At 65.2% G+C, this 21,868-nt stretch carries 12 protein-coding genes; 8 read left to right on the top strand and 4 right to left on the bottom strand.

Annotated features, from left to right (window positions below):
* Positions 1-189 precede the first annotated feature (189 nt).
* The gene (locus tag KFB96_RS19285) at positions 190-1,899 is read right to left on the bottom strand and encodes a cation:proton antiporter (protein WP_213460554.1); all 1,710 of its coding nucleotides are present in this window, start codon (positions 1,897-1,899) and stop codon (positions 190-192) included.
* A 539-nt stretch (positions 1,900-2,438) separates the two neighbouring features.
* On the opposite strand from KFB96_RS19285, the gene KFB96_RS19280 reads away from it, so the two are divergent.
* Positions 2,439-3,866, top strand: a complete 1,428-nt coding sequence (locus tag KFB96_RS19280; RefSeq protein WP_213460553.1) for an NAD(P)H-binding protein — start codon at positions 2,439-2,441, stop codon at positions 3,864-3,866.
* 318 nt (positions 3,867-4,184) lie between these two features.
* Here the strand turns inward: KFB96_RS19280 and KFB96_RS19275 are convergent, their stop codons facing one another.
* Positions 4,185-5,513, bottom strand: a complete 1,329-nt coding sequence (locus KFB96_RS19275; protein ID WP_213460551.1) for an AarF/ABC1/UbiB kinase family protein — start codon at positions 5,511-5,513, stop codon at positions 4,185-4,187.
* Between the two features lie 178 nt (positions 5,514-5,691).
* Here KFB96_RS19275 and KFB96_RS19270 point away from each other — a divergent pair, with 178 nt between their 5' ends.
* The 4 genes from KFB96_RS19270 to KFB96_RS19255 all read left to right on the top strand — a co-directional run bounded on the left by KFB96_RS19270 (position 5,692) and on the right by KFB96_RS19255 (position 9,597).
* A complete protein-coding gene (locus KFB96_RS19270) occupies positions 5,692-5,955 on the top strand; it encodes a hypothetical protein (RefSeq protein WP_213460549.1) in 264 nt (87 codons plus the stop codon).
* Positions 5,939-6,109 (top strand): type II toxin-antitoxin system VapC family toxin, encoded by a 171-nt coding sequence (locus tag KFB96_RS19265; protein WP_213460547.1) that lies wholly within the window; start codon positions 5,939-5,941, stop codon positions 6,107-6,109. Before KFB96_RS19270 ends, KFB96_RS19265 begins: the two co-directional genes overlap by 17 nt.
* 377 nt (positions 6,110-6,486) lie before the next feature.
* Positions 6,487-8,358, top strand: a complete 1,872-nt coding sequence (locus tag KFB96_RS19260; protein ID WP_213460545.1) for a DEAD/DEAH box helicase — start codon at positions 6,487-6,489, stop codon at positions 8,356-8,358.
* 363 nt (positions 8,359-8,721) lie between these two features.
* Complete coding sequence (locus KFB96_RS19255) at positions 8,722-9,597, top strand: SIR2 family protein (protein WP_213460543.1); 876 nt, start codon at positions 8,722-8,724, stop codon at positions 9,595-9,597.
* A 410-nt stretch (positions 9,598-10,007) separates the two neighbouring features.
* On the opposite strand, the gene purE is transcribed toward KFB96_RS19255, so the two are convergent.
* Both purE and purK read right to left on the bottom strand, forming a co-directional pair.
* Entirely contained in the window at positions 10,008-10,535 is a 528-nt protein-coding gene (gene purE, locus KFB96_RS19250; RefSeq protein WP_213460542.1) for a 5-(carboxyamino)imidazole ribonucleotide mutase, read from the bottom strand.
* Positions 10,532-11,686, bottom strand: coding sequence for a 5-(carboxyamino)imidazole ribonucleotide synthase (gene purK / locus KFB96_RS19245; RefSeq protein WP_213461238.1), 1,155 nt, complete (start codon positions 11,684-11,686; stop codon positions 10,532-10,534). Before purK ends, purE begins: the two co-directional genes overlap by 4 nt.
* A 261-nt stretch (positions 11,687-11,947) precedes the next feature.
* Between purK and KFB96_RS19240 the strand changes: the two genes are divergently transcribed.
* The 3 genes from KFB96_RS19240 (at position 11,948) to KFB96_RS19230 (ending at position 21,859) form a co-directional block, all read left to right on the top strand.
* A complete protein-coding gene (locus KFB96_RS19240) occupies positions 11,948-15,694 on the top strand; it encodes an EAL domain-containing protein (RefSeq protein ID WP_213460540.1) in 3,747 nt (1,248 codons plus the stop codon).
* A gap of 267 nt (positions 15,695-15,961) precedes the next feature.
* On the top strand, positions 15,962-18,943 hold the full coding sequence (locus KFB96_RS19235) for an EAL domain-containing protein (protein ID WP_300970514.1): 2,982 nt from the start codon (positions 15,962-15,964) through the stop codon (positions 18,941-18,943).
* 99 nt (positions 18,944-19,042) lie between these two features.
* A complete protein-coding gene (locus KFB96_RS19230; RefSeq protein WP_213465279.1) occupies positions 19,043-21,859 on the top strand; it encodes a monovalent cation/H+ antiporter subunit A in 2,817 nt (938 codons plus the stop codon).
* Positions 21,860-21,868 lie beyond the last annotated feature (9 nt).

Below are 21,868 nucleotides of genomic sequence, written 5' to 3'. Positions count from 1 at the left end.
TAGGCGGCTCGAGCAACTGGGGATGGTAGCGAGCCTGTAGGATGGGTAGAGCGAAGCGAAACCCATCCAGCCCGCGTCAAGCGCATCAGACCGAAACCCGGCAACGCGGCGGTTTGGAGGATGGGTTTCGCTGACGCTCTACCCATCCGACGCGTTCAACGAGTCGTTCACTTTTTTCTGAATCGCCACTCACTCGACCACCTGCGCGTAACCCTCGCTGCGCACCCCTTGGAGCAAGGAGTCGACCTCGCTCGTGGAGATGCCGAGCATCTGCATGGCCTCCGCCCCGAGGCGCAGGCTGCTTTCGATCGCCTCGGGGTAAGCCAGCGTCGCGCCGGCGCGGATGAGATTGCCGCAGGCTTCCAAGTCCCGCGCGCGGGCGATCACGGGTACCTTCGGGTAGGCGGTGCGGATATGCGACACAGCCCGCAAGGCGGTCGGTCCGTGGTCGATGGTCAGGATCACTAGGGCCGCCTTGTCGACTTGAGCGGCCTCCAGGAGCTCCACATCCCCGATATCGCCGATATAGACCGCGCGACCGTCCTGCTCGCCGCGCTCCACATGCACCGGGTTGGTGTCGAAGGCGATGAAGGGAATATTGTTGGCCTCCAGGAGGGTCGCGACCGTATGACCAACCCGCCCGTAGCCCGCAATCACGACCCGACCCATCTGGCCTGCTTGCCCCGCGGGGGTCACCGGGTACTCGAAGGTCTTCGGAGCCGCCGTTCGGTGCTCGAGACGCCGCGCCGAGAGGTCGCCGATGCGCACCAGCAACGGCGTCAACAACATGCTGACCGAGATCACGCTCACCGCGACGACGAAGGTCGCATCGTCGATGACACCGAGCACCTTGGCCGAGCCGAAAAGAACAAAGCCGAACTCCCCGCTCTGGGCCAGCAGGAAGGCGACGCGCGTCGCCGTGCCTCGCGGCAGCCCGAAGGCCATGCCGATCACCAAGAGCACGACCAGCTTGATGGCGAGGATGACGCCGACATGTTGGGCAAGCAACAGCGGCTGAGCCGAGATCGCATCCAAGTCGATCGACATCCCGACAGCGACAAAAAAGAGGCTCATCAGCAACCCTTTGAAGGGCTCGATCTGGGCCTGGATCTGAAAGCTGAAGCGCGAGGTCGAGAGCAGCATCCCCATCATGAAGCCGCCGAGCGCCATCGACAGGCCAGCCTCGTGCATCGCCCCTGCCGCCAAAAAGACCGTCAGCAGCACGACCAGCGTAAAGGCCTCGCGATTGTGCTGACGCAGCAGATGCTTGAGCGCGAAGGGCACGAGGTAACGCCCGAAGCCGAAGACCAAGGCCACCATCCCGGCGACGACGACGACCTGCTGCCAGAAGGGGACGTCCGAAGACAGGGTTCCCACATCCGAGAGGATCGGCACGATTGCGAGTAGCGGCACTACGGCCAAGTCCTGCATCAAAAGGATGGCGAAGGCCGCCGTCCCGTGGCGCGTGGCGAGATCTCCGCGCTCGTGCAGAAGCTGCATGACCAGTGCGGTGGAGGAGAGCGCCAAGGTCAGCCCCATCAAGAGTGCCGCCTGCCAGGAGTAGTCGTAGAGCGCGATGTAGCCCGCCACCAGAAGGCCGGAGATCAGGATCTGCGCCGAGCCCATCCCGAAGACCTCGCGGCGGAGTGCCCAGAGTCGTCGCGGCTTCATCTCCAGACCGATCAGAAAGAGCAGCATCACCACGCCCAGCTCGGTGAAATTGCGCACGTCCTCGACATGCTCCGTCACCGATGGGCCGGGCGAGTGCGGTCCGACCACGATCCCCGCCACCAGAAGCCCGAGGATGGAGCCCAGCCCCAGATGCTTGAACAGTGCAACGGCGAGCGCCGCCACGGTGAGCAGCGCGATTGCCGAGAGAACAAAGCTGTTGAGCTCCATGCCGCGACTCTTAAACCGCGCCCAGCGCGGTATGCGAAGTTTTTTGATGGGATCGGCCGCGGAAGACGTGACAACCGCTGGAGCCTGCGCGCTTTAAGAGTTTAAAAAATATATTCTTTTAAACCGCGCCCCCGTTAAGGGCCGTGAATGCACCAAACATCGAACTCACTCGCTGTCGTTGTCGTCACGCAATCGACTGGACTCGGTGCTCCGCTTAGGCGTCGACATCCCAACTGCGCAGACGATGGGTCGGAAGTGACGCCGACGGTCGTCGCGAAGCGACGTTACTTCCGGCCGATCGGATGTGCAAGGAAGGATCGGTTCGTCCGGAATCCGACAACGACAACGACAACGACAACGAGTGGAACCTTCGACGACTTACCTTGGTTCCGGCTCTGTCGGTAGATCCTTTCCCGGAAAGCATCTTATTTCTGAAACGTTGCTGACAAACGCCATACGGTTGCACGTGATGCCGGGCGTTCGCCCGACGCGGTATATCCTATGGCGTTCGGTCGAGACATCCCGAGAGACAGGACGCCATGCCATCCACCCAATCCCGGCGACCGAGGGTCGCCGTCGCCGGCGCCAGCGGCTTTATCGGCACCGCGGTCTGCCGCGCCCTGACGGACGCCTTTTCGGTTCGGGCGCTGACACGATCGCCCGCCCGGGCAGAAACGCCCGACCCGGATCAACGCGTGACCTGGCGCCATTGCGATCTCTTCTCGGCGCCGGACCTGGTCGAAGGGCTCGCGGACTGCGATTACGCCATCTATCTGGTGCATTCACTGGCGCCCTCGTCGCGCCTGACGCAGGCCAATCCGCGCGATATGGACCTTATCCTGGCCGACAACTTCGCGCAGGCCGCGGCGGCGAACGGGGTCAAACAGATTATCGTCGTCGGCGGATTGATCCCGGACAGCTTCCGGATCTCGCCGCTGCTCTGGAGTCGGCGCGAGGTGGAGCTGGTGCTGGCCTCGCGCGGGATCCCGGTGACGGCGCTGCGTGCCGGACTGGTCGTCGGCCCCGGTGGATCGGCCCCGCGGCTGCTGGTGGATCTGGTCAGGCGCCTGCCGCTGCTCTTGCTGCCGCCGAGCGCCCGTTCGATGACGCGGCCGATCGCGCTGGTGGATCTGGTGCGGGCGGTGCGCCACTGCCTGGGGCAGCCGGAGACCTGTCGGGGCGCATACGATATCGGCGGTCCCGAGTGCTTGAGCTACGAAGAAATGCTGCGTCAAACGGCCGATGTGCTCGGGCTTCGGAGACGCATCCTGACCCTGCCTTGGATGCCGCTCTGGCTGGCCTCGGCGACCGCGCGGTTCTTCAGCGGTGCCCCTTCGGCCGTCGTCGGCCCAGCCCTGGAAAGCTTGCCTCAGGACACGGTGATTCGCGACAACCCGATTCAGCGCGCGATCGACCCGGCGGCAATCCCCTTTCGCGAGGCGTTGCGCGCCGCGCTCGCCCCGTCGGGTCGACGCCTGTTGCCGAGCCCGCGTCAGCCGATCGAGGGTCAGAGCCGCGAGCTGATGCGCCGCGCGCGGCTGGTGCGTTCCATCCAGCGCGTGATCCTGCCGCCCGGCCAAGATGCCGCCTGGGTCGCCGGCAATTATTTCCGCTGGCTCGGCGCCTGCTGTTGGCCCATGGTCTGCACCCACATCGACGAGATGGGTCGATGCAGCGTCTATACCCGCTTCCCGCGCCTGCACCTGTTGACGCTGCAATGGCTGGCCGAGGAGAGCAGCCCGCAACGTCAGGTCTACGCCATCGTCGGCGGTCTCCTGAGCCGCTCCGGCGGGCAGGGCCGTGCCCGCTTCGAGTTCCAGACCCTGTTGGACGATCGCTACACCATGGCCGCCATCCACGACTTCGCACCCGCCCTGCCCTGGTATGTCTATCTCTGGACCCAGGCGGTCGCGCATCTTCTGGTCATGCGGCGGTATCAGGGCCGGCTCGCGCGTTTGGCGCGGTGAGCCGCCTGCCGCCATCTGCCTACTGCTGTTCGCTATTGGGTCGTCGGTTGTGCCGGGCCGTACGAGGCACAACCGACCACGCGTGGAAGTTGTGCTTCCTATCGTCAGCACAACCTACGAGCTAAACCGCGTCCAGAGCGAGATGCTCACTTTCGAGTGAGTTCGAAGTTTGGTGAATCCACGACCCTTAGCGGGGGACGCGGTTTAAAATTTTATATTTTTTAATACCTTAAACCGCGCCGGCTCCAGCGGCTCTGAAATCCGCCGGGGCCGATCCCATCCAAAAACATCGCATACCGCACTGGGCGCGGTTTAACCTCAGAGATACGGCCTCAACATCCCCCCTAGATCCACCCGCGCGCGCAGACGCCGGCAGAGCATAAAGGCGCCCATGAACTTGCGATGCAGGAACATGGTCTCGGGTGCGGGCACTGTGCTGAAGGCACCCGAGTAGAACATCTCGCGACCGCGCGCATAGGCACGCTCGTAAAGGTCGGAGACGCCGAAGTCGTAGTGGCCCGGGCTGCGCAGCGGCTCGCTGGAGATGCGCAAGAGGTCGATAAGAGCGTTCACCTGCTCGCTCGGGTCGTTCGCGCCGACATAGCCCAGATCGATCGAGGCCGCACGCATTGCCGCACGGTCATCGACGAACGCAGCACGGGCAAGCTGTCGATAGCGCTCGACGAAATCCGACCTCACCGGCAACGCCGCGCCGAAATCGAGCAGGACGATGCGCCCGGACGTCGCGTCGTAGAGATAGTTGCCGAAGTTCGGGTCAGACTGCACGAGACCGAACTCGAAGAGCTCGCGCATGGACAGACGCGTCAAGGCCGTTGCGGCGCGGTCACGCTCCTCGCAACTGTAGCCGCTGCCGGCCAAGCGGTCGACCGGGACACCCTCGGCGAAATCCATCGCCAGGATGCGGGTCGTCGAGAGGTCGCGATGCACGCGCGGGACGAGAAAGTCCGGATCCGCGCCGACACCGGCCCCATACGCCTCGAGCGAATCCGCCTCGGCGCCGTAGTCGGCCTCCTGATGGAGCTGTCGGCGCGCGCCATCCAAATAAGGCGTCAGGTCGACGCCCGCCGGGGCCATGCCGAGGGTCCGGGCCAGGAAGGCGAGGTTGTCGATGTCGCTGTCGATGCTCTCGCGAACGCCCGGAAACTGGATCTTGAGCGCGAGACGACGCCCGTCGCGCGTCTCGGCCCGGTGGACCTGCCCAATCGAGGCGGAGGCCACGGGCGTAAATTCGAACCGCTTGAACCGCTCGTTCCAGCCCGGTCCGTATTCGCGCTCCAAGACCTCGACGAGCTGGCTCATCGGCATCGGCTCGGCGCGCTCGCGCAAGGCGCTCATGATCTCCGCGGCCTCGGGCGTGAAGATGTCCGAGCCGTCCATGGACATGAGCTGCCCCATCTTCATGACGGCACCCCGCATCCTCGCGAGACGGTCGGTAAAACGACGGGTGTGCTCGGGCGAGAGCCGGATCCGCGAGGGCTCGGCGCTGCGGCGGGTCCGGGCAAGCTCCATCAGACCCTTCACGCCGATCCCCGCGGCGAGATCCCCGGTGGCACGACCCAGATGCCAAAGACGACTCAAGCGCGTGCTCGGGACGGGCATACCGGGTCGGGTCGGTGTCGTGGACATCGGATTTCCTCGGAAATGAATTGGCGGCGTCCGGATCCTGTCCAGACCAAAGATTGGACATGGTATCGCCTAATCCGTACTACAACGATGAGGAATCGCAGTGGCGTGTTAGGAACCTTGTGTAGGCCGACGGGTGTTGCTAGCATTTTGCTTGCACCCCTGTTCAGCGAGAGCGCCGATGCACACACTGGTCCTGCGCAACGTCCCCGACGACATCTACCGACAACTGAAGGAGTCCGCCGCGATCCACCGCCGCTCCATGACGCAGGAAGCGATTCTCTCTCTTCAAGCCGGATTGGAAGGCCACGACGCCTCTCCGGGGCGGGCATCGCCCGAAGAGACGTTGGACTGGCTGCGACGCGAGGTCTGGCCCCTGCCCGTACTCGACCGGCGCACGGACGAGGAGATCCTCGGTTACAACGCCGATGGCCACTTCGCCTAAACCGGCGCCTCAGTTGGCGATCGACCTGGCGGTCGACACCAGCGCGCTGACCGCGGTCCTCCTCGGCGAGCCCGAAGCCGCTGCGATCCTGCACCGGTTGACCACGGCAACCCGCCCCGGACTCTGCGCACCCAATCGCACCGAGCTGCTCTAAACCGCGCCCAGTGCGGTATGCGATGTTTTTGGATGGGATCGGCCCCGGCGGATTTCAGAGCCGCTGGAGCCGGCGCGGTTTAAAGTATTAAAAAATATAAAATTTTAAACCGCGTCCACCGCTAAGGGTCGTGGATTCACCAAACTTCGAGCTCACTCGAAAGTGAGCATCTCGCTCTGGACGCGGTTTAGGTGATCCAAAGGTGATGATTTCGCGCAAACCGACGTGCGGTCCGCCGCACCCCGAGCCGCGAATCAAACTTGATCCAGCGGCATCCCGCGCCGATAATACCCTGTTAGTTTGCTGTTACTTTGCGAATCCCCCTGGATGGTCCGCCGGACTTCCCGCCGGACGCGCCATTCTTTCGAGGCCCCACGATGGACACCCCCGACACGAGTATCGGCTTCGGCCAGCTCGGCCTAGCCCCCGCAATCGCTCAAGCCGTCGAAGATCTCGGTTACGAGACACCGACACCTGTTCAAATCCAATGTATCCCGCACCTGCTCGCCGGACGCGACCTGCTCGGCCAGGCCCAGACCGGCACCGGCAAGACAGCGGCCTTTGCCCTGCCCTTGCTCAGCCGCGTCGATCCCACGCAGCGCGGACCCCAGGTCTTGGTCCTCACGCCGACCCGCGAGCTCGCGCTCCAGGTCGCCGAAGCCTTCCAAGGCTACGCCCAGCACCTGAAGGGCTTTCTCGTGCTGCCGATCTACGGCGGTCAGGCCTACGGCCTGCAGCTCAGCCAGCTCAAACGCAACCCGCAGGTGATCGTCGGCACGCCCGGGCGCGTCATGGACCATCTCAAGCGCGGCACGCTCGCGCTCGACATGCTCAAGACGTTCGTCCTGGACGAGGCCGACGAGATGCTCAACATGGGCTTCGCCGAAGATATCGACTGGATCTTCGAGCAGACCCCGCCCGGACGCCAGGTCGCGCTCTTCTCCGCGACCATGCCCGCGGGGATACGCCGGGTCGCTCAGACCCGACTGTCCGATCCGGTCGAGATCCGCGTCGCGTCGAACTCCGAGACGGTCGACACCATCGACCAGCACCACTGCGTCGTTACCCGTTTCCACAAGCTGGACGTGCTCACCCGCATCCTGGAGCTCGAGCCGTTCGACGGTATGCTCGTCTTCGTCCGCACCAAACATGCGACCGTCGAGCTCGCCGATAAGCTCAAGGCGCATGGTTTCGCCGCCGAGCCCTTGAACGGCGATATGAGCCAGGAGATGCGCGAGCGCACCGTCGAGCGGCTCAAGCAGGGCCAACTCGATATTCTGGTCGCGACCGATGTGGCCGCGCGCGGGCTCGACGTGGAGCGGCTCAGCCATGTCGTGAACTACGATATCCCGACCGATCCCTCCGCCTATGTCCACCGGATCGGGCGGACCGGGCGTGCCGGCCGGGCCGGCCGCGCCATCCTGCTGGTGGAGCCGCGCGAGCGCGGGCTGCTGCGCGCGATCGAGCGCACCATCCGGCGCACCGTGCCGGCGATGGAGCCGCCCTCGGCCTCGCAGCTCAGCGAGTCGCGCATCGACCGCTTCACCGCCGAGCTGCGCAAGACCCTGACCGAGCAGGATCTCGACTTCTTCTACCGCCTGGTCGCACGACTGAGCACGGAGCAGGAGCTGGAGATGATGGACATCGCCGCGGCGCTGGCCTATCTCACTCAGCGCGAGCGTCCGCTCGATGTCAAAGCGGATCTGCCGCGCCCCGCGGCAACCCGGCCCGAGCGTCCGGAACGCACGTCAGAGAGCGAAGGTCGCGACGCGGGACGGCCGCGCGCGCCCCGTGACGGCGAGCGTGGCGCAGCGCCCCGGCGCGAAGGGGCTCGCGAAGACAGTCGCGACCGCCCGCGTCCGCAGGGGCGCGGATCCGAGGGGCTCACCAGCTATCGGATCGAGGTCGGCCACCAGCACGGCGCCACCCCGCGCGAGATCGTCGGCGCCATCGCCAACGAGTCCGGTCTGGAAGGTCGTTATATCGGCCGGATCGACATCCGGGACGATCACTCGATGGTCGATCTGCCGGAGGGCATGCCGCGCGAGATCTTCAACCATCTCAAACGGGTGTATGTCCGCGGACAGGCATTGCGGATCTCGCTCGCGGATGGCTCGGCCGGCGGAACGCGGCGCAGCGGGGGAGAAAACCCCGGCGGCGCTCGCCCCGATCAACCGACATACGAGCGTAAACCTCGGGAGGCCGGATTCCATCAGGAGCGCAAGCGCAAGCGTCCGGATCCGAGCTGAACCGGGTTCGGGGCTTGACTTAGGCGATTTCCGGGAATGATCATCCCGGCCGTGCGTGTTGCCAATGCTTACCGGGCGACTAAAGTCGCCCCTTGTTGGTCGATGCTTTCCCGGAAATCACCTAAGACTTAAGTCCAGTGCAGGCGTTTGAGTAGCGACTCGGACTTTGAGTCGACGCGGTTCAGGAGATTGAGGGGGCAAGGGATTGAGTTGGATTGTCGGGAAGCGGACAAGCGGGCGGAGGTTCAGGGACATTTAACGTGGCGTACCGCTAGGGTCTGGCTGCGATCTTGGGACATCGTTGGTGGCGTTGTTCTTGCATAGCTACTCAGTGCTCTCTCTCGGTCGCTATAGGTCCCCACGATGCTTCAACGACTCGCCGCCGCGCTCACGCGTGGTGATCTGATTCCCTATCTCGGTCCCGGCGCGCTCGCCGGCGTGGTGGATACCGCCACCGGCGAGCCCATTCCGGCGGACAGCGACAGCCTCATCCTCGCGATGAACAACGGCAAGCCCATGTCGCGGCGGCTCATGTGGGAGTTTCCCCGCGCGGCCATGGATGTGGAGCTCAAGCGCGGTCGCAGTGCCGTGAACCGCTTTCTGGATACCACCTACGGCCAGCGCACCTGGACACGCGCGCCTCTGCATGACTGGCTGAAGGATCTGCAGCCGCGCTACGTCATCGACATCAATCGGGATACTCAGCTGCAGGACTCCTACGTCGGGGTCCCGCATACCCTGGTGCGCGGCATCGCGCGCATCGCCGGCACCGACTATCGTTTTCGGCTCGACCACTACGACGGGACGGACTACCGGCAGGTCGAGCTGGAGGAGGTCGATCAGCAGCTTCCCGTGCTCTTCAAGCCGCTGGGCAGCCCGCGGCCGGACGCGACCTATATCGCCTCGGATGCGGACTTCGTGGATTACCTCACCGAGCTGATGGGCGGATTCGGGATCCCCGCGTTTCTCAAGACCTATCGGCAGGAACGCCAGTACCTCTTTCTGGGGCTGCGACTGCTGCGCGATACCGAGCGCATGGTGATGTCGGATCTGATCTATGGGGCAGGAACACCGGCCGGCTGGGCGCTGATTGCGGATCCGACCGACAAGGAACGGCGGTTCTGCGAGAGCAAGGGGGTCGAGGTCGTCGAGGCGGATATTCCGGATGTGCTTGCTGCGGCCGGGCTCGGGGATGCGGTGGGGGAGTTGATTCCGGCCACGCATGAGGTCGGCTGCTGACTGAACCGCGTCTGCTGGAGCATGCAGAGGCTTCGGGTTGAATCGGCGTTGTCCGTGTCAATCGGCGTCGGCGGTGACGCGGTTCAGGATGGGAAAGCGGGAAAATAGAAGCAAGGTGAACACCCTGATGAACGGGTAGGATGGGTAGAGCGATAGCGAAACCCATCCTCCAAACCGCCGCGTTGCCGGGTTCCGGTCTGATGCGTTTGGCGCGGGCTGGATGGGTTTCGCTTTGCTCTACCCATCCTACGTGTTTCGGTTGTTTTTGAATTGCCCCTAAGTCACTGTTCAAGAATTAGTTTCCAGCCTCTCACCACTCACCGCAGCGGGTCAGGCGTCGGCGTCGGGATCCATCGGCTGTCCATCGCTCTCGGGGTAGGGATCGTCCGGATCGAACCAGGCGAGCGGGTTCACGTGGATTGCTCCATCGCCGCGACCTTGGCCATCACCATGGCTTCGAGATCCTGCTTGAAGCGCACGATCCGCTCGCGCACCTGCGCGTCCGAGGCGCCGATGATCTGGGCGGCGAGGATCCCGGCGTTCTTGGCGCCGTTGATGGCGACCGTGGCCACCGGCACGCCGGCGGGCATCTGCACGATCGAGAGCAAGGAGTCCTGCCCGGAAAGGCTGGAGGTCTTCACCGGGACGCCGATGACCGGCAAGGGCGTGATGGCGGCGGCCATGCCGGGAAGATGTGCCGCTCCGCCCGCGCCTGCGATGATCACGCACAGGCCGCGTTCGACCGCGCTCTCGGCATACTCGTAGAGCCGCTTGGGCGTGCGGTGCGCCGAGACGATGGTCATCTCGTAGGGGATGCCGAGCTCGCCGAGCACGGTGGCGGCATCCTGCATCACCGGCAGGTCGGAATCCGACCCCATGATGATGCCGACCCGGGCCGGACGATCCGCCGACGACGGGGATGGGTTGGATGTGGTCATGGGTGATCCTCTCCCGAGATCTCGATCAGACGACGGACCCGCTCGGCCTTGATGCGGGCCTGCTCGATGTCGCGATCCAGGACCGTGACATGGCCCATCTTGCGATAGGGCGAGGTCGCCGCCTTGCCGTAGAGGTGCAGACAGACGCCCGGAATCGCCAAGGCTTCGGCCATCCCCTTGATGACGGGGCGCCCCCGGTGACCGGGCGCGCCCAACAGGTTGATCATGGCCGCGGGGCAGAGCTGCTCCGTGGATCCCAGCGGCAGACCCACGACCGCGCGCAGATGCTGCTCGAACTGGTCGGTCATATTCGCCTCGATGGTGTGATGACCCGAGTTGTGGGTGCGCGGCGCGACCTCGTTGACCAGCAGATCGCCCGCCTCGGTCAGAAACATCTCCACCCCGAAGATGCCTACACCGCCCAGCGCATCCACGGTGCGCACCGCGAGCTGCTGCGCCGCCGCGGCGGTCTCGGCCGGGATCTGAGCCGGCGCGAGCAACATCTCGAGGACATTCTCGCCCGGTCGAAAACACATCTCGACCGCGGGATAACACCGGTGGTCGCCGTCGAGCCCGCGTGCGACCAGCACCGCCAGCTCCTTGGCCGCGGGGATGAAGCGCTCCACCAGAGAAGGCACCGGCAGATGTGCGCCGAAGTCCTCGGGGCCGTCCAGGATCGAGACACCTCGGCCGTCGTAGCCGCCCCGGCAGGCCTTCTGTACCAGCGGATAGCCGAAAGCGGCGAAGGCGTCGGCCGAGGGCTCGGGCATCGGCTCGAAGGGCGCGGTCGGGATGCCGGCCGCGCTCAGCGCCCGCTTCTGCGTGAGCTTGTCCTGAATCAAGGCGAGCACGGTCGGGGCCGGCTGAATATTGTGACCCTCGCGCCCGAGCTGGATGAGTGTCTCGGCATCGATGTCCTCGATGTCGAAGGTCACGACATCGCAGGACTCGGCCAGCTCACGCAGCTTGGCGGGGTCGTGATAGGCACCCACGATCTGGTGCCCCGAGACCTGACCGGCCGGGGAGCCCGGTGTCGGGTCGAGCACCACGCAGGTGCAGCCGATCCGTTTCGCGGCCTTGGCCATCATGCGGCCGAGCTGACCGCCGCCGATGATGCCGATACGTGCTATGGGAAGGGGGAAGACGTCCATATCGCGAATCATCGGCGCTCGGGGCGGAATTGGAAAGCCCCAATCACCGCGCCAATGACGCCGACCACGTTCTGTGCAGCAAGGTTTCCGTGTTGAGGCTATGATTCCGAATGGGATCCGGCGCAGCCGAGCGCGCGTCGGCGACGACTCCCGCCGGAGTCGCAGCAACTGCTCACGGGAATCCGCGATGACCATGCCGCGCTCGACCGCCGAGCCGAGAGCCCTTCGTCCACCCGAGAGCGATGTATCCAGAGGTGCACCGTGAATGAAGAGGAGTTCAAAAGCCGGTCCTTGACGCCCTTGGTCGCCGCCGCGATCGTCTTCGTTGTCTCGGCCCTGCTTGCCGGCATGCTCGTTCTGCACCTGGAGCAGCAACGCATCGGGGTCAAGCGCGCCGAGACCGCTCAGCTGGCGACCGGCTATGCCGCCGCGCTGCAACGCGAGATCGAGCACACCCTTGCGATCACCTCGACCTTCGCCGCCCTGATCCGTCAAGGGGGCGGCCGCATCCCCGACTTCGAGGACACCGCGCGCGAGCTCCTGCCTTACTATCCGGGCGCGTCCGCCGTTCATCTCGCCCCGGACGGCGTGGTCCGCGAGGTGTTCCCTTTGGCGGAGAACGCGGCGGTCGTCGGTCTCGATCTCCTCGCCTATCCGGCGCGCGCGAAAGAAGCGGTGCTGGCCCGGGACAGCGGCCAACTCACCTTGGCCGGGCCCTACGCGCTGGTTCAGGGCGGGCTGGGTGCCGTAGGTCGACTGCCGGTCTTCCTCGACGACGCCGACGGCCGGCGCTTCTGGGGCTTCGTCAGCGTCGTCATGCGCCTTCCGGAAGCGATCGAGACAGCCGGGCTTGCTCAGTTGGCTCAACAGGGCTTCCACTACAAGCTCACGCGCATTCATCCGGACACCGGCCTGATCCAGATCTTTAGCGAGTCCTCCGAGCAGCCCCTCCACCGGCCGGTCGAACACGATCTGACCGTCCCCAACGGGGTCTGGACGCTCGGCGTGAGTCCTGCAAGGGGTTGGGGCGCTCCGATCGCCCGGGTCTTCGAGATCGGCTTGGGCATCGTCTTCAGCCTGCTCCTGGCCACCTTGACGAAGCTGCTGATGGAGGCGCGCCGGTTGCAGGCCGCTTTGGCGCGGACGGTCGACTCCAGGACTGCCGAGCTGCGGGCGCGCGAGGCGGATCTGCAACGGGCGGAGGAGATCGCGCAGGTCGGGAGCTGGGATTTCGATATCCAGTCGAACCTGTCGACCAATTCGGCCGTCGCAAGCCGCATCACCGGCGTGCCGCCCGATACGCCCGTCAGCCTCGAGCACTTTCTGGAGGCGATTCATCCACTCGACCGCGCAGCGGTCGCGACGGCTTGGCAGGCGGCGCTTCGGGGCGAGCCCTACAATGTGGAGCACCGTACCCTGATCGACGGCAGGCTGCGGTGGCTGCGTCAACGGGCGGTTCTCGAATTCGATCATGACGGTCGAGCGCTGCGTGCCGCGGGCATCGTCGAAGACATCACCGAGCGTAAGTTGGCCGAGCTGGCACTGTCCGAGAGCGAGTCAAGGCTCCGGCGGATCGTGGACACCGCGCGCGAAGGGATCTGGACGATCGACCTCGATGGCCGTACCACCTTCGCCAATCCCCGCATGGCGCAGCTCCTAGGATGTAGCGCCGATCAGCTTTTCGACCGATCCTTGTTCGACTTCATGGAGGCGGACACCCGTGCGGCAGCCGAGCAAAACCTCGTCAAACGCCGCGCCGGGATCGCCGAGACGCACGAGTTTCGCTTCAGGCGGCTCGACGGCTCGCACCTGTGGACGCTCGTCGCCACGAACCCGCTCTACGGCGAGGGCGGCGAGGTCACAGGGGCCTTGGCCATGATCACCGACATCACGGCGCGCAAGGAGGCCGAGACCGTCCTGGAGCGGGAACGCCGTCTCCTGGAGCAGGCCGAGCAGATCGCAAACATCGGCGCTTGGGAGTGGGATGTCGCCGAAGATCGCTGGACACACTCGGCGGGGTGGAAGACGATCCACGGGATCGAGGGGCAGGTACCGCTGTCCTCCGCGCAGATGATGACGCTCGTCCCGACGGAGGAGCGCGATACAGTGCAAGGCGCCTTCACGGCAGCCTTGGACGGACGCCGTCCTTACGACATCGAGCATCACATCATCCGCCCGATCGATGGTGTCGTGCGTCTGGTGCACGCCGTGGGCAAGGTGATCCGCAACAACCAGGGCGAGGTCCTGACGATGCGCGGCATCGCACGTGACATCACGGCGAGCAAGGAGGTCGAGGCGGAGCTGCGCATCGCCGCGATCGCCTTCGAGGCACAGGAGGGGATGCTCGTCACCGACGCCGAGGAGCGCATCCTGCGGGTCAACGAGGCATTCACGCGGATCACCGGGTACAGGGCCGAGGAGTCCGTCGGCAAGACCCCGAGACTGTTGCGATCGGGTCGGCACGACCCGGAGTTCTTTGCGCAGATGTGGGCGCGCATCGAGCATGAAGGGTACTGGGAGGGCGAGATCTGGAATCGGCGCAAGAGCGGCGAGATCTTTCCGGAATGGCTGACCGTCACCGCGGTGCGCGACGACCTCGGGCACGCGACCCACTATGTCGGCACCCTGACGGACATCAGCCAACGTAAGGAGGACGAGGCGGCGATTCGCCGGCTCGCCTTCTATGACCCCTTGACCGGTCTGGCGAATCGCCGGCTCCTGCTCGACCGACTGCATCAGACGCTCGCCACCGCGGCACGCACGGGTCAGGACGGCGCCCTGATCTTCATCGACCTGGACAACTTCAAGCAGCTCAACGACACCCGTGGACACCAAATCGGCGATCTGCTGTTGGCAGAGGTCGGACGGCGGCTCACCGAGACGGTGCGCAGAAGCGACAGTGTCGCCCGCCTCGGCGGCGACGAGTTCGTCGTCCTGCTCCAGGATCTGGGCGATGATCCGGCTCAGGCCGCCGCGCTGGCCGAAGCGGTCGGCGAGAAGATCATCGCCGTCCTGGGGATGCCCTACAGTCTTGCGGGCAAGGAGCACGAGAGCACCCCCAGCCTCGGGATCGCCATGTTCGAACGCGAGCCGCATACCGCCGAGGAGATCCTGAAACACGCCGATCTGGCCATGTACCAAGCCAAGGCCGCCGGACGCAATCGACTGCGGTTCTACGACCCCATGATGCAGGCAAGCGTCAACCAACGGGCCGCGCTCGAACGGGAGCTTCGCCATGCCATCGGGGATGGCCAGCTCGTCCTCCACTACCAATCGCAGGTCGACACGCAGGGGCGCGTCAACGGGGCCGAGGCGCTGCTGCGTTGGCGCCATCCCGAGCGCGGTCTGATCCCGCCCGCGCAGTTCATCGGACTGGCCGAGTCGCTCGGACTGACCCTTCCGTTGGGCCGTTGGGTGCTCGCGAGCGCCTGTGCACAGTTGGCCGAGTGGGCGAGTCAACCCGAGAGCGCGGGGCTCACCCTGGCGGTCAACATCAGCGGGTCACACTTTCGCCGTCCGGAGCTCGTCGAGGACGTCCGCCGGGCGCTTGCCGAGAGCGGGGCGGATCCGGGGCGATTGCGTCTGGAGTTGATCGAGTCGCCGTTGCTGGACGACCCCGAGGACGCCCTCGTCAAGATGCTGGCGTTGAAGCAGACGGGCGTTGGCTTTACCCTTGACAACTTCGGGTCTGGCTATTGTTCCTTGTCGTATCTCAAGCGTCTGCCGCTCGATCAGTTGAAACTCGCCCCGGCATTCGTGCGCGAGGTCCTCGCGGATAGCGACGACGACGCCACCGCCGACAGTTTCGTCGCACTTGCCGAGAGCCTTGGTCTGGCGATCATGGCCGAGGGCGTCGAGACCGAGGCGCAGCGCGATTACCTGTTGCATCATGGTTGCCAGACCTTTCAGGGCTTTCTCTTCGGACTGCCGGGTCCGGTCGATGCGCTTTTCCAGGCAGCCGCACAACCCCGGGCGCGCAGCGAAGGTGCGGCCGGAGATGCCTCCTGAACGGGACCTATTCGAACCAGGATCCGTCGTGTCGCGATCGATCGAATCGGCGCGTCGCGAGACGACCTGCAGGGCTGATTTTCGTCGGCGGTACGGCACGACAACGGCGTATCCTGCCGGCATACAAAAATAGACGACATCGCACAGTCGAACCGACACCCACAGACTCGCGCTCACGGGTATATTCAAAGCCGGCTGCGTCGCCTCCACGCCGAAGCAGCCGACGACGCCCTGCACCGGAGCCGGCAGATATGGAGCTCGACCGCGATGACTCATTCCCCCTTGCGCGCCCGACCCGGGGTGGTCGCGGTCTTGGTCTTCCTGACGGCCGCCCTCCTTGCCGGGGCGGCGATCGCCTACTTCGAGCAACAGCGCCTTGCGCTCGCCCGCGCGGATGCGGCGGCGGTCGCCGACGATTTCGCGGACATTCTCGAGATCCAGATCGATCGCGCCCTGTCGGTGACCTACGCCTTGGCCGCACTGGTGCATCAGGGCGAAGGACGCATCGAGGGATTCGAAACGACGGCCCGTGCGCTCTTGCCCTTTTACGCGAACGTCGAGGCCGTTTATCTGGCACCCGAAGGCATCGTTCGGCAGGTCTTTCCCGTGGAGACCAACGAGGCGGCGCTCGGTTTGAATCTGCTCGAGGATCCGCAGCAACGCATCGAAGCACGTCTGGCGCGCGACACCGCCCGGCTGACCCTGGCAGGTCCGTTCGAGCTGGTACAGGGCGGAGAGGGTGTGGTCGGACGCCTGCCCGTCTTCTTGGAGGATGCGCAGGGCAACCCGCTGTTCTGGGGCTTTACGATGGCGATGTTGCGCACCCCGTCGGCACTCGCGCCCGCCGGGCTGTCGCAGCTGAACGAGCGCGGTTTCGAGTTCGCACTCTGGCGCACCGATCCACGCAGCGGCGCGGTGCAGATCATCGCGCAGTCCTCGCCCGCGGCACTCTCGGACCCGGTGAACCAAACCGTGCCGCTGCCGAACGCCACCTGGACATTGAGCGTCAGCCCGGTGTTGGGCTGGCCGGATCCCGCAGGATTGGCCGTCAAGGGTGCATCGGGGGTAGCGCTTGCGCTGCTGCTGGCCGCGCTCGCCGGTCTGCTGGTGCAATCCCGGGTCGACCGCGACCGCCTCGAGGACCTGGTGCGCGAGCGCACGACGCAGATCCGCGCCCGCGAGTCCGAGCTCACGCGCGCTCAGGCGGTCGCCAAGGTCGGCAGTTGGACGCTGGACCTGGCGAGCGGTCGCGTGCAACGCTCGGCAGAGACCGAGCGAATCCTGGGGCCTTACGAGGCCAAGACCTGCACGGCGCAAGCACTGTTCGGTCCGGTTCACCCGGATGACCGGGAGATCACGGATCAGGCCTGGCAGGCAGCATGCGCCGGCGAGGCGTTCGATCTGAGCTACCGCATCCGCAACGGCGAGCGGATCTCCTGGCTTCGCGCGCGTTTGGAGCCCGCGTCAGCCACATCCAGAGGGCGCCGCTGCAGCGTCGGCACGCTGCAGGACATCACGGAGCAAAAGGCGGCCGATACGGCGCTGCGCGAGAGCGAGACGTTTCTCAACTCCGTGATGGAGATCCTCCCGGTCGGGATCTGGCTCTTGAATGCGAACGGCGAGATCCGATTCATCAACGACGCCGGAAAACGCATCTGGGGCGGTGCTCGCTATGTGGGAATGGAGCAGTATGGCGAGTATAAGGCCTGGTGGCTCGACAGCGGCAAACCGATCGAGCCGGGGGACTGGCCGGCGGCTCGCGCGATTGCCCGCGGCGAGACCTCGCTCGGGGAGCAGATCGAGATCGAATGCTTCGACGGCACGCGCAAGATCGTTCTCAACTCGGCCGTGCCTTTGCGCGGAGACAACGGGGCAGTCACGGGGGTCGTCGTCCTCAACCAGGACATCACCGGGGACAAGGCTGCAGCGGAGGAGATTCGTCGTCTCGCCTTTTACGACCCCCTCACGCGTTTGCCCAATCGTCGGCTCCTGCTCGAGCATCTCGCCCACGCGCAGGCCACAAGTGCCCGCAGCATGAGCGAGGGGGCGCTCCTCTTCATCGATCTGGACAACTTCAAAACGCTCAACGACACCTACGGCCACGAGACCGGGGATCTGCTGCTCCGGCAGGTCGCCGAGCGGCTGAGCACCTGCGTGCGCGAGGGCGACACCGTCGCGCGACTCGGGGGCGACGAGTTCGTCGTGATGCTCGAGGACCTGGGTACGAACGCCGAAGAGGCAGCCGTGCACGCGGAGCGTGTCGCCGAGAAGATCCTTGCCCAGCTCAACCCGCCCTATCGGATCGCGGAGCAGTCGCACCACAGCACCCCGAGCATCGGGATCACGCTCTTCTGCGGTCATCGCGAGAGCCTCGAAGACGTGCTCAAACGCGCCGACCTGGCCATGTACCAGGCCAAGGGCGCAGGCCGAAACACACTCTGCTTCTTCGACCCCGAGATGCATGCAGTCCTGGCTCGGCGCGCCGCGCTCGAGGTCGACCTGCGTCAGGGCCTGCTGGACGGGCAGTTCTTCCTCCAGTACCAGCCGCAGGTCGACGATGCCGACGGCGTGACAGGCGCAGAGGCCCTGCTGCGCTGGCGCCATCCCGTGCGCGGGATGGTCTCGCCGGGCGAGTTCATCCCGGTGGCGGAGTCCTCGGGTCTGATCTTGCCGCTCGGTCAGTGGGTGCTCGAGGCCGCCGCTCGTCAGCTCGCCGTATGGGCCCGTCAGTCGACGACGGCCCGACTCACCTTGGCGGTGAACATCAGTGCGCGTCAGTTCCGCGACCCGCACTTCGTGGAGCAAGTCCTGCGAATCATCGAGCTAACCGGGGCGAATCCGCAGCGACTCAAGCTCGAGATCACCGAGAGCCTGCTGCTCGACGACATCGGCGATGCCATCGACAAGATGTCGGCGCTCAAATGCCACGGAGTCGGATTTTCGTTGGACGACTTCGGCACCGGGTACTCCTCGCTCTCCTATCTCAAGCGTCTCCCGCTCGATCAACTGAAGATCGACCAGTCGTTCGTACGCGATGTGCTCACGGACCCCAACGATGCGGCCATCGCACGCACCATCGTGGCACTGGCGAAAACCCTCGGACTCGGCGTGATTGCCGAAGGGGTCGAGACGGCTGAGCAGCGGAGCTTTCTCTCCGAGCACGGATGTCGGGCCTTCCAAGGCTATCTGTTCGGACGGCCGGGCGCCGCCGAGGATCTGCTCAAGAGATCGCAAACAACGATGGGTTGATCCGAAGAAGCGAGTCCACAGCGGGACGACGCCTGTGAATGGTCGGTGGTATCCTTGGCACGAGCGAGTCACCGTCCTCCCGTTCAGGCAGTCGCGTGCATGAATCTTCTCTTCGTTGTTCTCATACCCTTCATCGGGGCCGGCTTGGCCGCCTGGGTCTCGCGCTTCGGCCGGCTGCAATCGGCCTGGGTGGCCGGAGGTGTGGCCTTGGCCGCCCTGATTGCGCTCGCGCCGAGCGTGGCCGCCCCGTTTCTGGGCGAGACCCTGGTGCAACGCATCCCCTGGATACCCGCGCTGGGGCTCGACCTCGCGTTCCGGCTCGACGGCTTGGGTCTGCTGTTCGCCCTGATGATCCTGGGGATCGGTCTGCTGGTCATCCTCTACGCGCGCTACTACCTGGCGGAGCGCGACTGCATGGGCCGTTTCTACGGCTATCTGCTGCTCTTCATGGGCTCGATGCTCGGGATCGTCCTGTCCGAGAACCTGATCCTGCTCCTGATGTTCTGGGAGCTGACGAGCCTCTCGTCCTTCCTGCTCATCAGCTACTGGCAGCATCGCGAGGATGCCCGCACAGGGGCGCGCATGGCACTTGCCGTCACGGGGCTGGGCGGGCTCGCCATGCTCGGCGGCTTCGTGCTGCTCGGCGAGATGGTCGGAAGCTACGATCTGTCCGTGGTCCTCGCCAACGGCGAGCTGATCCGGTCCGACCCGCTCTATACGCCGATGCTGGTGTTGATCCTGCTCGGCGCCTTTACAAAGTCGGCACAGTTCCCCTTCCATTTCTGGCTGCCGCACGCGATGGCGGCACCCACGCCGGTGTCGGCCTATCTGCACTCGGCAACCCTGGTCAAAGCGGGTGTCTTCCTGCTGGCGCGCCTGTTCCCGGCACTTTCGGGTACCACCGAGTGGTCGGTCCTGGTCATGGGTGCAGGGCTTTCGACCCTCTTGATCGGCGCCTATTTCGCCCTCTTCAAGCATGATCTGAAGGGTCTGCTGGCGTACTCGACCATCAGCCATCTGGGCCTGATCACGCTGTTGTTCGGCATCGGGACACCGCTCGCCGCGGTCGCCGGGGTCTTCCACATCATCAACCACGCGACCTTCAAGGCATCGCTCTTCATGGCCGCGGGCATCATCGATCACGAATGCGGGACGCGCGATATGCGCCGCATCAACGGTCTCTGGCGTTACATGCCCTACACGGGGACACTGGCGATGGTGGCCGCAGCGGCCATGGCCGGTGTCCCGCTCTTCAACGGGTTCCTCTCCAAGGAGATGTTCTTCGGCGAGACGGTGACCTTCTCGGCGACCCATTCCGGGGAGTGGCTCCTGCCCGGCGCCGTCGTCGTCGCAGGGATCTTTGCCGTGGCCTATTCGCTGCGCTTCATCCACGACGTCTTCTTCAACGGCGATCCGGTGGATCTGCCCAAAACCCCGCATGAGCCGCCGCGCTGGATGAAGGTGCCGGTGGAGATCCTGGTCGCGATCTGTCTGCTGGTCGGGATCCTGCCGGCCTTTACCGTGGCGCCGCTGCTCTACGTGGCCGCGACTGGCGTGTTGCAGAGCGCCCCGCCGGACTATGATCTGGCGATCTGGCACGGCATCAACGCCGCACTCATCATGAGCGTTGTCGCCTTGATCGGAGGCATCCTCATCTATGCCGGACGCCGGCCGCTGTTCAGGCTCGCGACCAAGCTCGAAGGCATCCTCGATGCCAAGGCCGTCTTCGATTGGCTCTTGAAGGGACTCCTCGCGCTGGCCGGGGCTGTCACCCGTGCGCTGGATACCGGCTCGTTGCAGCGCATGCTGCTCTTCTTCATCCTCTCCGCGCTGACCCTGGGGGCAGTCGGTTTCCTCGGCGGCGGCGCCCCACTCACCGGCGATCGCGCACTCTTGCCCGCCGATGCAGTAAGCGTGCTGGTGACACTCGCACTCGTCACCGTCGCGCTCTGGACGGTCATCCTGCACCGCCGACGCCTGACCGCACTGATCGTGATGGGTGCGCTGGGACTGCTGGTCTCGCTCATCTTCGTGAAGTTCTCGGCACCGGACCTCGCCTTGACCCAACTCTCGGTCGAGGTGGTGACCATCGTCCTGCTGCTGCTGGCGCTCTATTTTCTGCCGCAATACAGCCCCGCCGAGTCGAGCCGGGCGCGACGGATCCGCGATATCGGGGTCGCCGGCTTGGCCGGCGGCGGCGCGGCGGCCTTGACCTGGTCGGTACTCACCCGGCCTTACGAGAGCATCGCGGACTTCTTTCTGGAGAACAGCGTGCCGGGAGGCGGAGGCGGCAACGTCGTGAACGTCATCCTGGTGGATTTCCGGGGCTTCGACACCTTGGGCGAGATCTCGGTTCTGGCGCTGGCGGGATTGGGCATCTATGCGATGCTCAGGGATCTGCGTCTGCCCGGACCGGCCTGCGACGCACGCGGGCGGCCGTGGAACCGGGACATGCATCCGACCATCATGGCGGCACTGACGCGGCTTCTCCTGCCGCTTGCCCTGCTGGTCTCGGCCTTCATCTTCCTGCGCGGACATAACCTGCCGGGCGGCGGTTTCATCGCCGGGCTCATCACCGCGATCGCCTTGATCATGCAGTACTTGGCGAACGGCGTGGAATGGACGCACAGCCGCATGACCTCCAATCTGCATCCGGTCATCGGCGCCGGGCTGCTGATCGGATTGCTCACCGGGCTCGCGAGCCTGTTCTTCGGCTATCCCTTCCTGACCTCCGCCTTCACTCATGTGCACTGGCCGGTCATCGGTGACTTCGAGCTGGCCTCGGCGATCGCCTTCGACCTCGGCGTCTATCTGGTGGTGGTCGGGGCGACACTCCTGATCCTGGTGCATCTCGGTCTGATGCACCATGCCAGTCATCCGGGCGAGCCGGCAACGCCGGAGCCGAACCATGCTTGAGGAGCTGTC

This window comes from Thiocapsa sp., assembly GCF_018399035.1.
Classification (GTDB): Bacteria; Pseudomonadota; Gammaproteobacteria; order Chromatiales; family Chromatiaceae; genus Thiocapsa.
The sequence above is the reverse complement of the archived record's forward strand: the minus strand, read 5'-3'. Positions and strand labels throughout refer to the sequence as shown.

What these genes read in the sequence shown, in the direction of transcription:
- KFB96_RS19285 (WP_213460554.1), bottom strand. Translation starts at nt 1,899, where the DNA reads ATGGAGCTCAACAGCTTTGTTCTCTCGGCAATCGCGCTGCTCACCGTG.
- KFB96_RS19280 (WP_213460553.1), top strand. Translation starts at nt 2,439, where the DNA reads ATGCCATCCACCCAATCCCGGCGACCGAGGGTCGCCGTCGCCGGCGCC.
- KFB96_RS19275 (WP_213460551.1), bottom strand. Translation starts at nt 5,513, where the DNA reads ATGTCCACGACACCGACCCGACCCGGTATGCCCGTCCCGAGCACGCGC.
- KFB96_RS19270 (WP_213460549.1), top strand. Translation starts at nt 5,692, where the DNA reads ATGCACACACTGGTCCTGCGCAACGTCCCCGACGACATCTACCGACAA.
- KFB96_RS19265 (WP_213460547.1), top strand. Translation starts at nt 5,939, where the DNA reads ATGGCCACTTCGCCTAAACCGGCGCCTCAGTTGGCGATCGACCTGGCG.
- KFB96_RS19260 (WP_213460545.1), top strand. Translation starts at nt 6,487, where the DNA reads ATGGACACCCCCGACACGAGTATCGGCTTCGGCCAGCTCGGCCTAGCC.
- KFB96_RS19255 (WP_213460543.1), top strand. Translation starts at nt 8,722, where the DNA reads ATGCTTCAACGACTCGCCGCCGCGCTCACGCGTGGTGATCTGATTCCC.
- purE (WP_213460542.1), bottom strand. Translation starts at nt 10,535, where the DNA reads ATGACCACATCCAACCCATCCCCGTCGTCGGCGGATCGTCCGGCCCGG.
- purK (WP_213461238.1), bottom strand. Translation starts at nt 11,686, where the DNA reads ATGGACGTCTTCCCCCTTCCCATAGCACGTATCGGCATCATCGGCGGC.
- KFB96_RS19235 (WP_300970514.1), top strand. Translation starts at nt 15,962, where the DNA reads ATGACTCATTCCCCCTTGCGCGCCCGACCCGGGGTGGTCGCGGTCTTG.
- KFB96_RS19230 (WP_213465279.1), top strand. Translation starts at nt 19,043, where the DNA reads ATGAATCTTCTCTTCGTTGTTCTCATACCCTTCATCGGGGCCGGCTTG.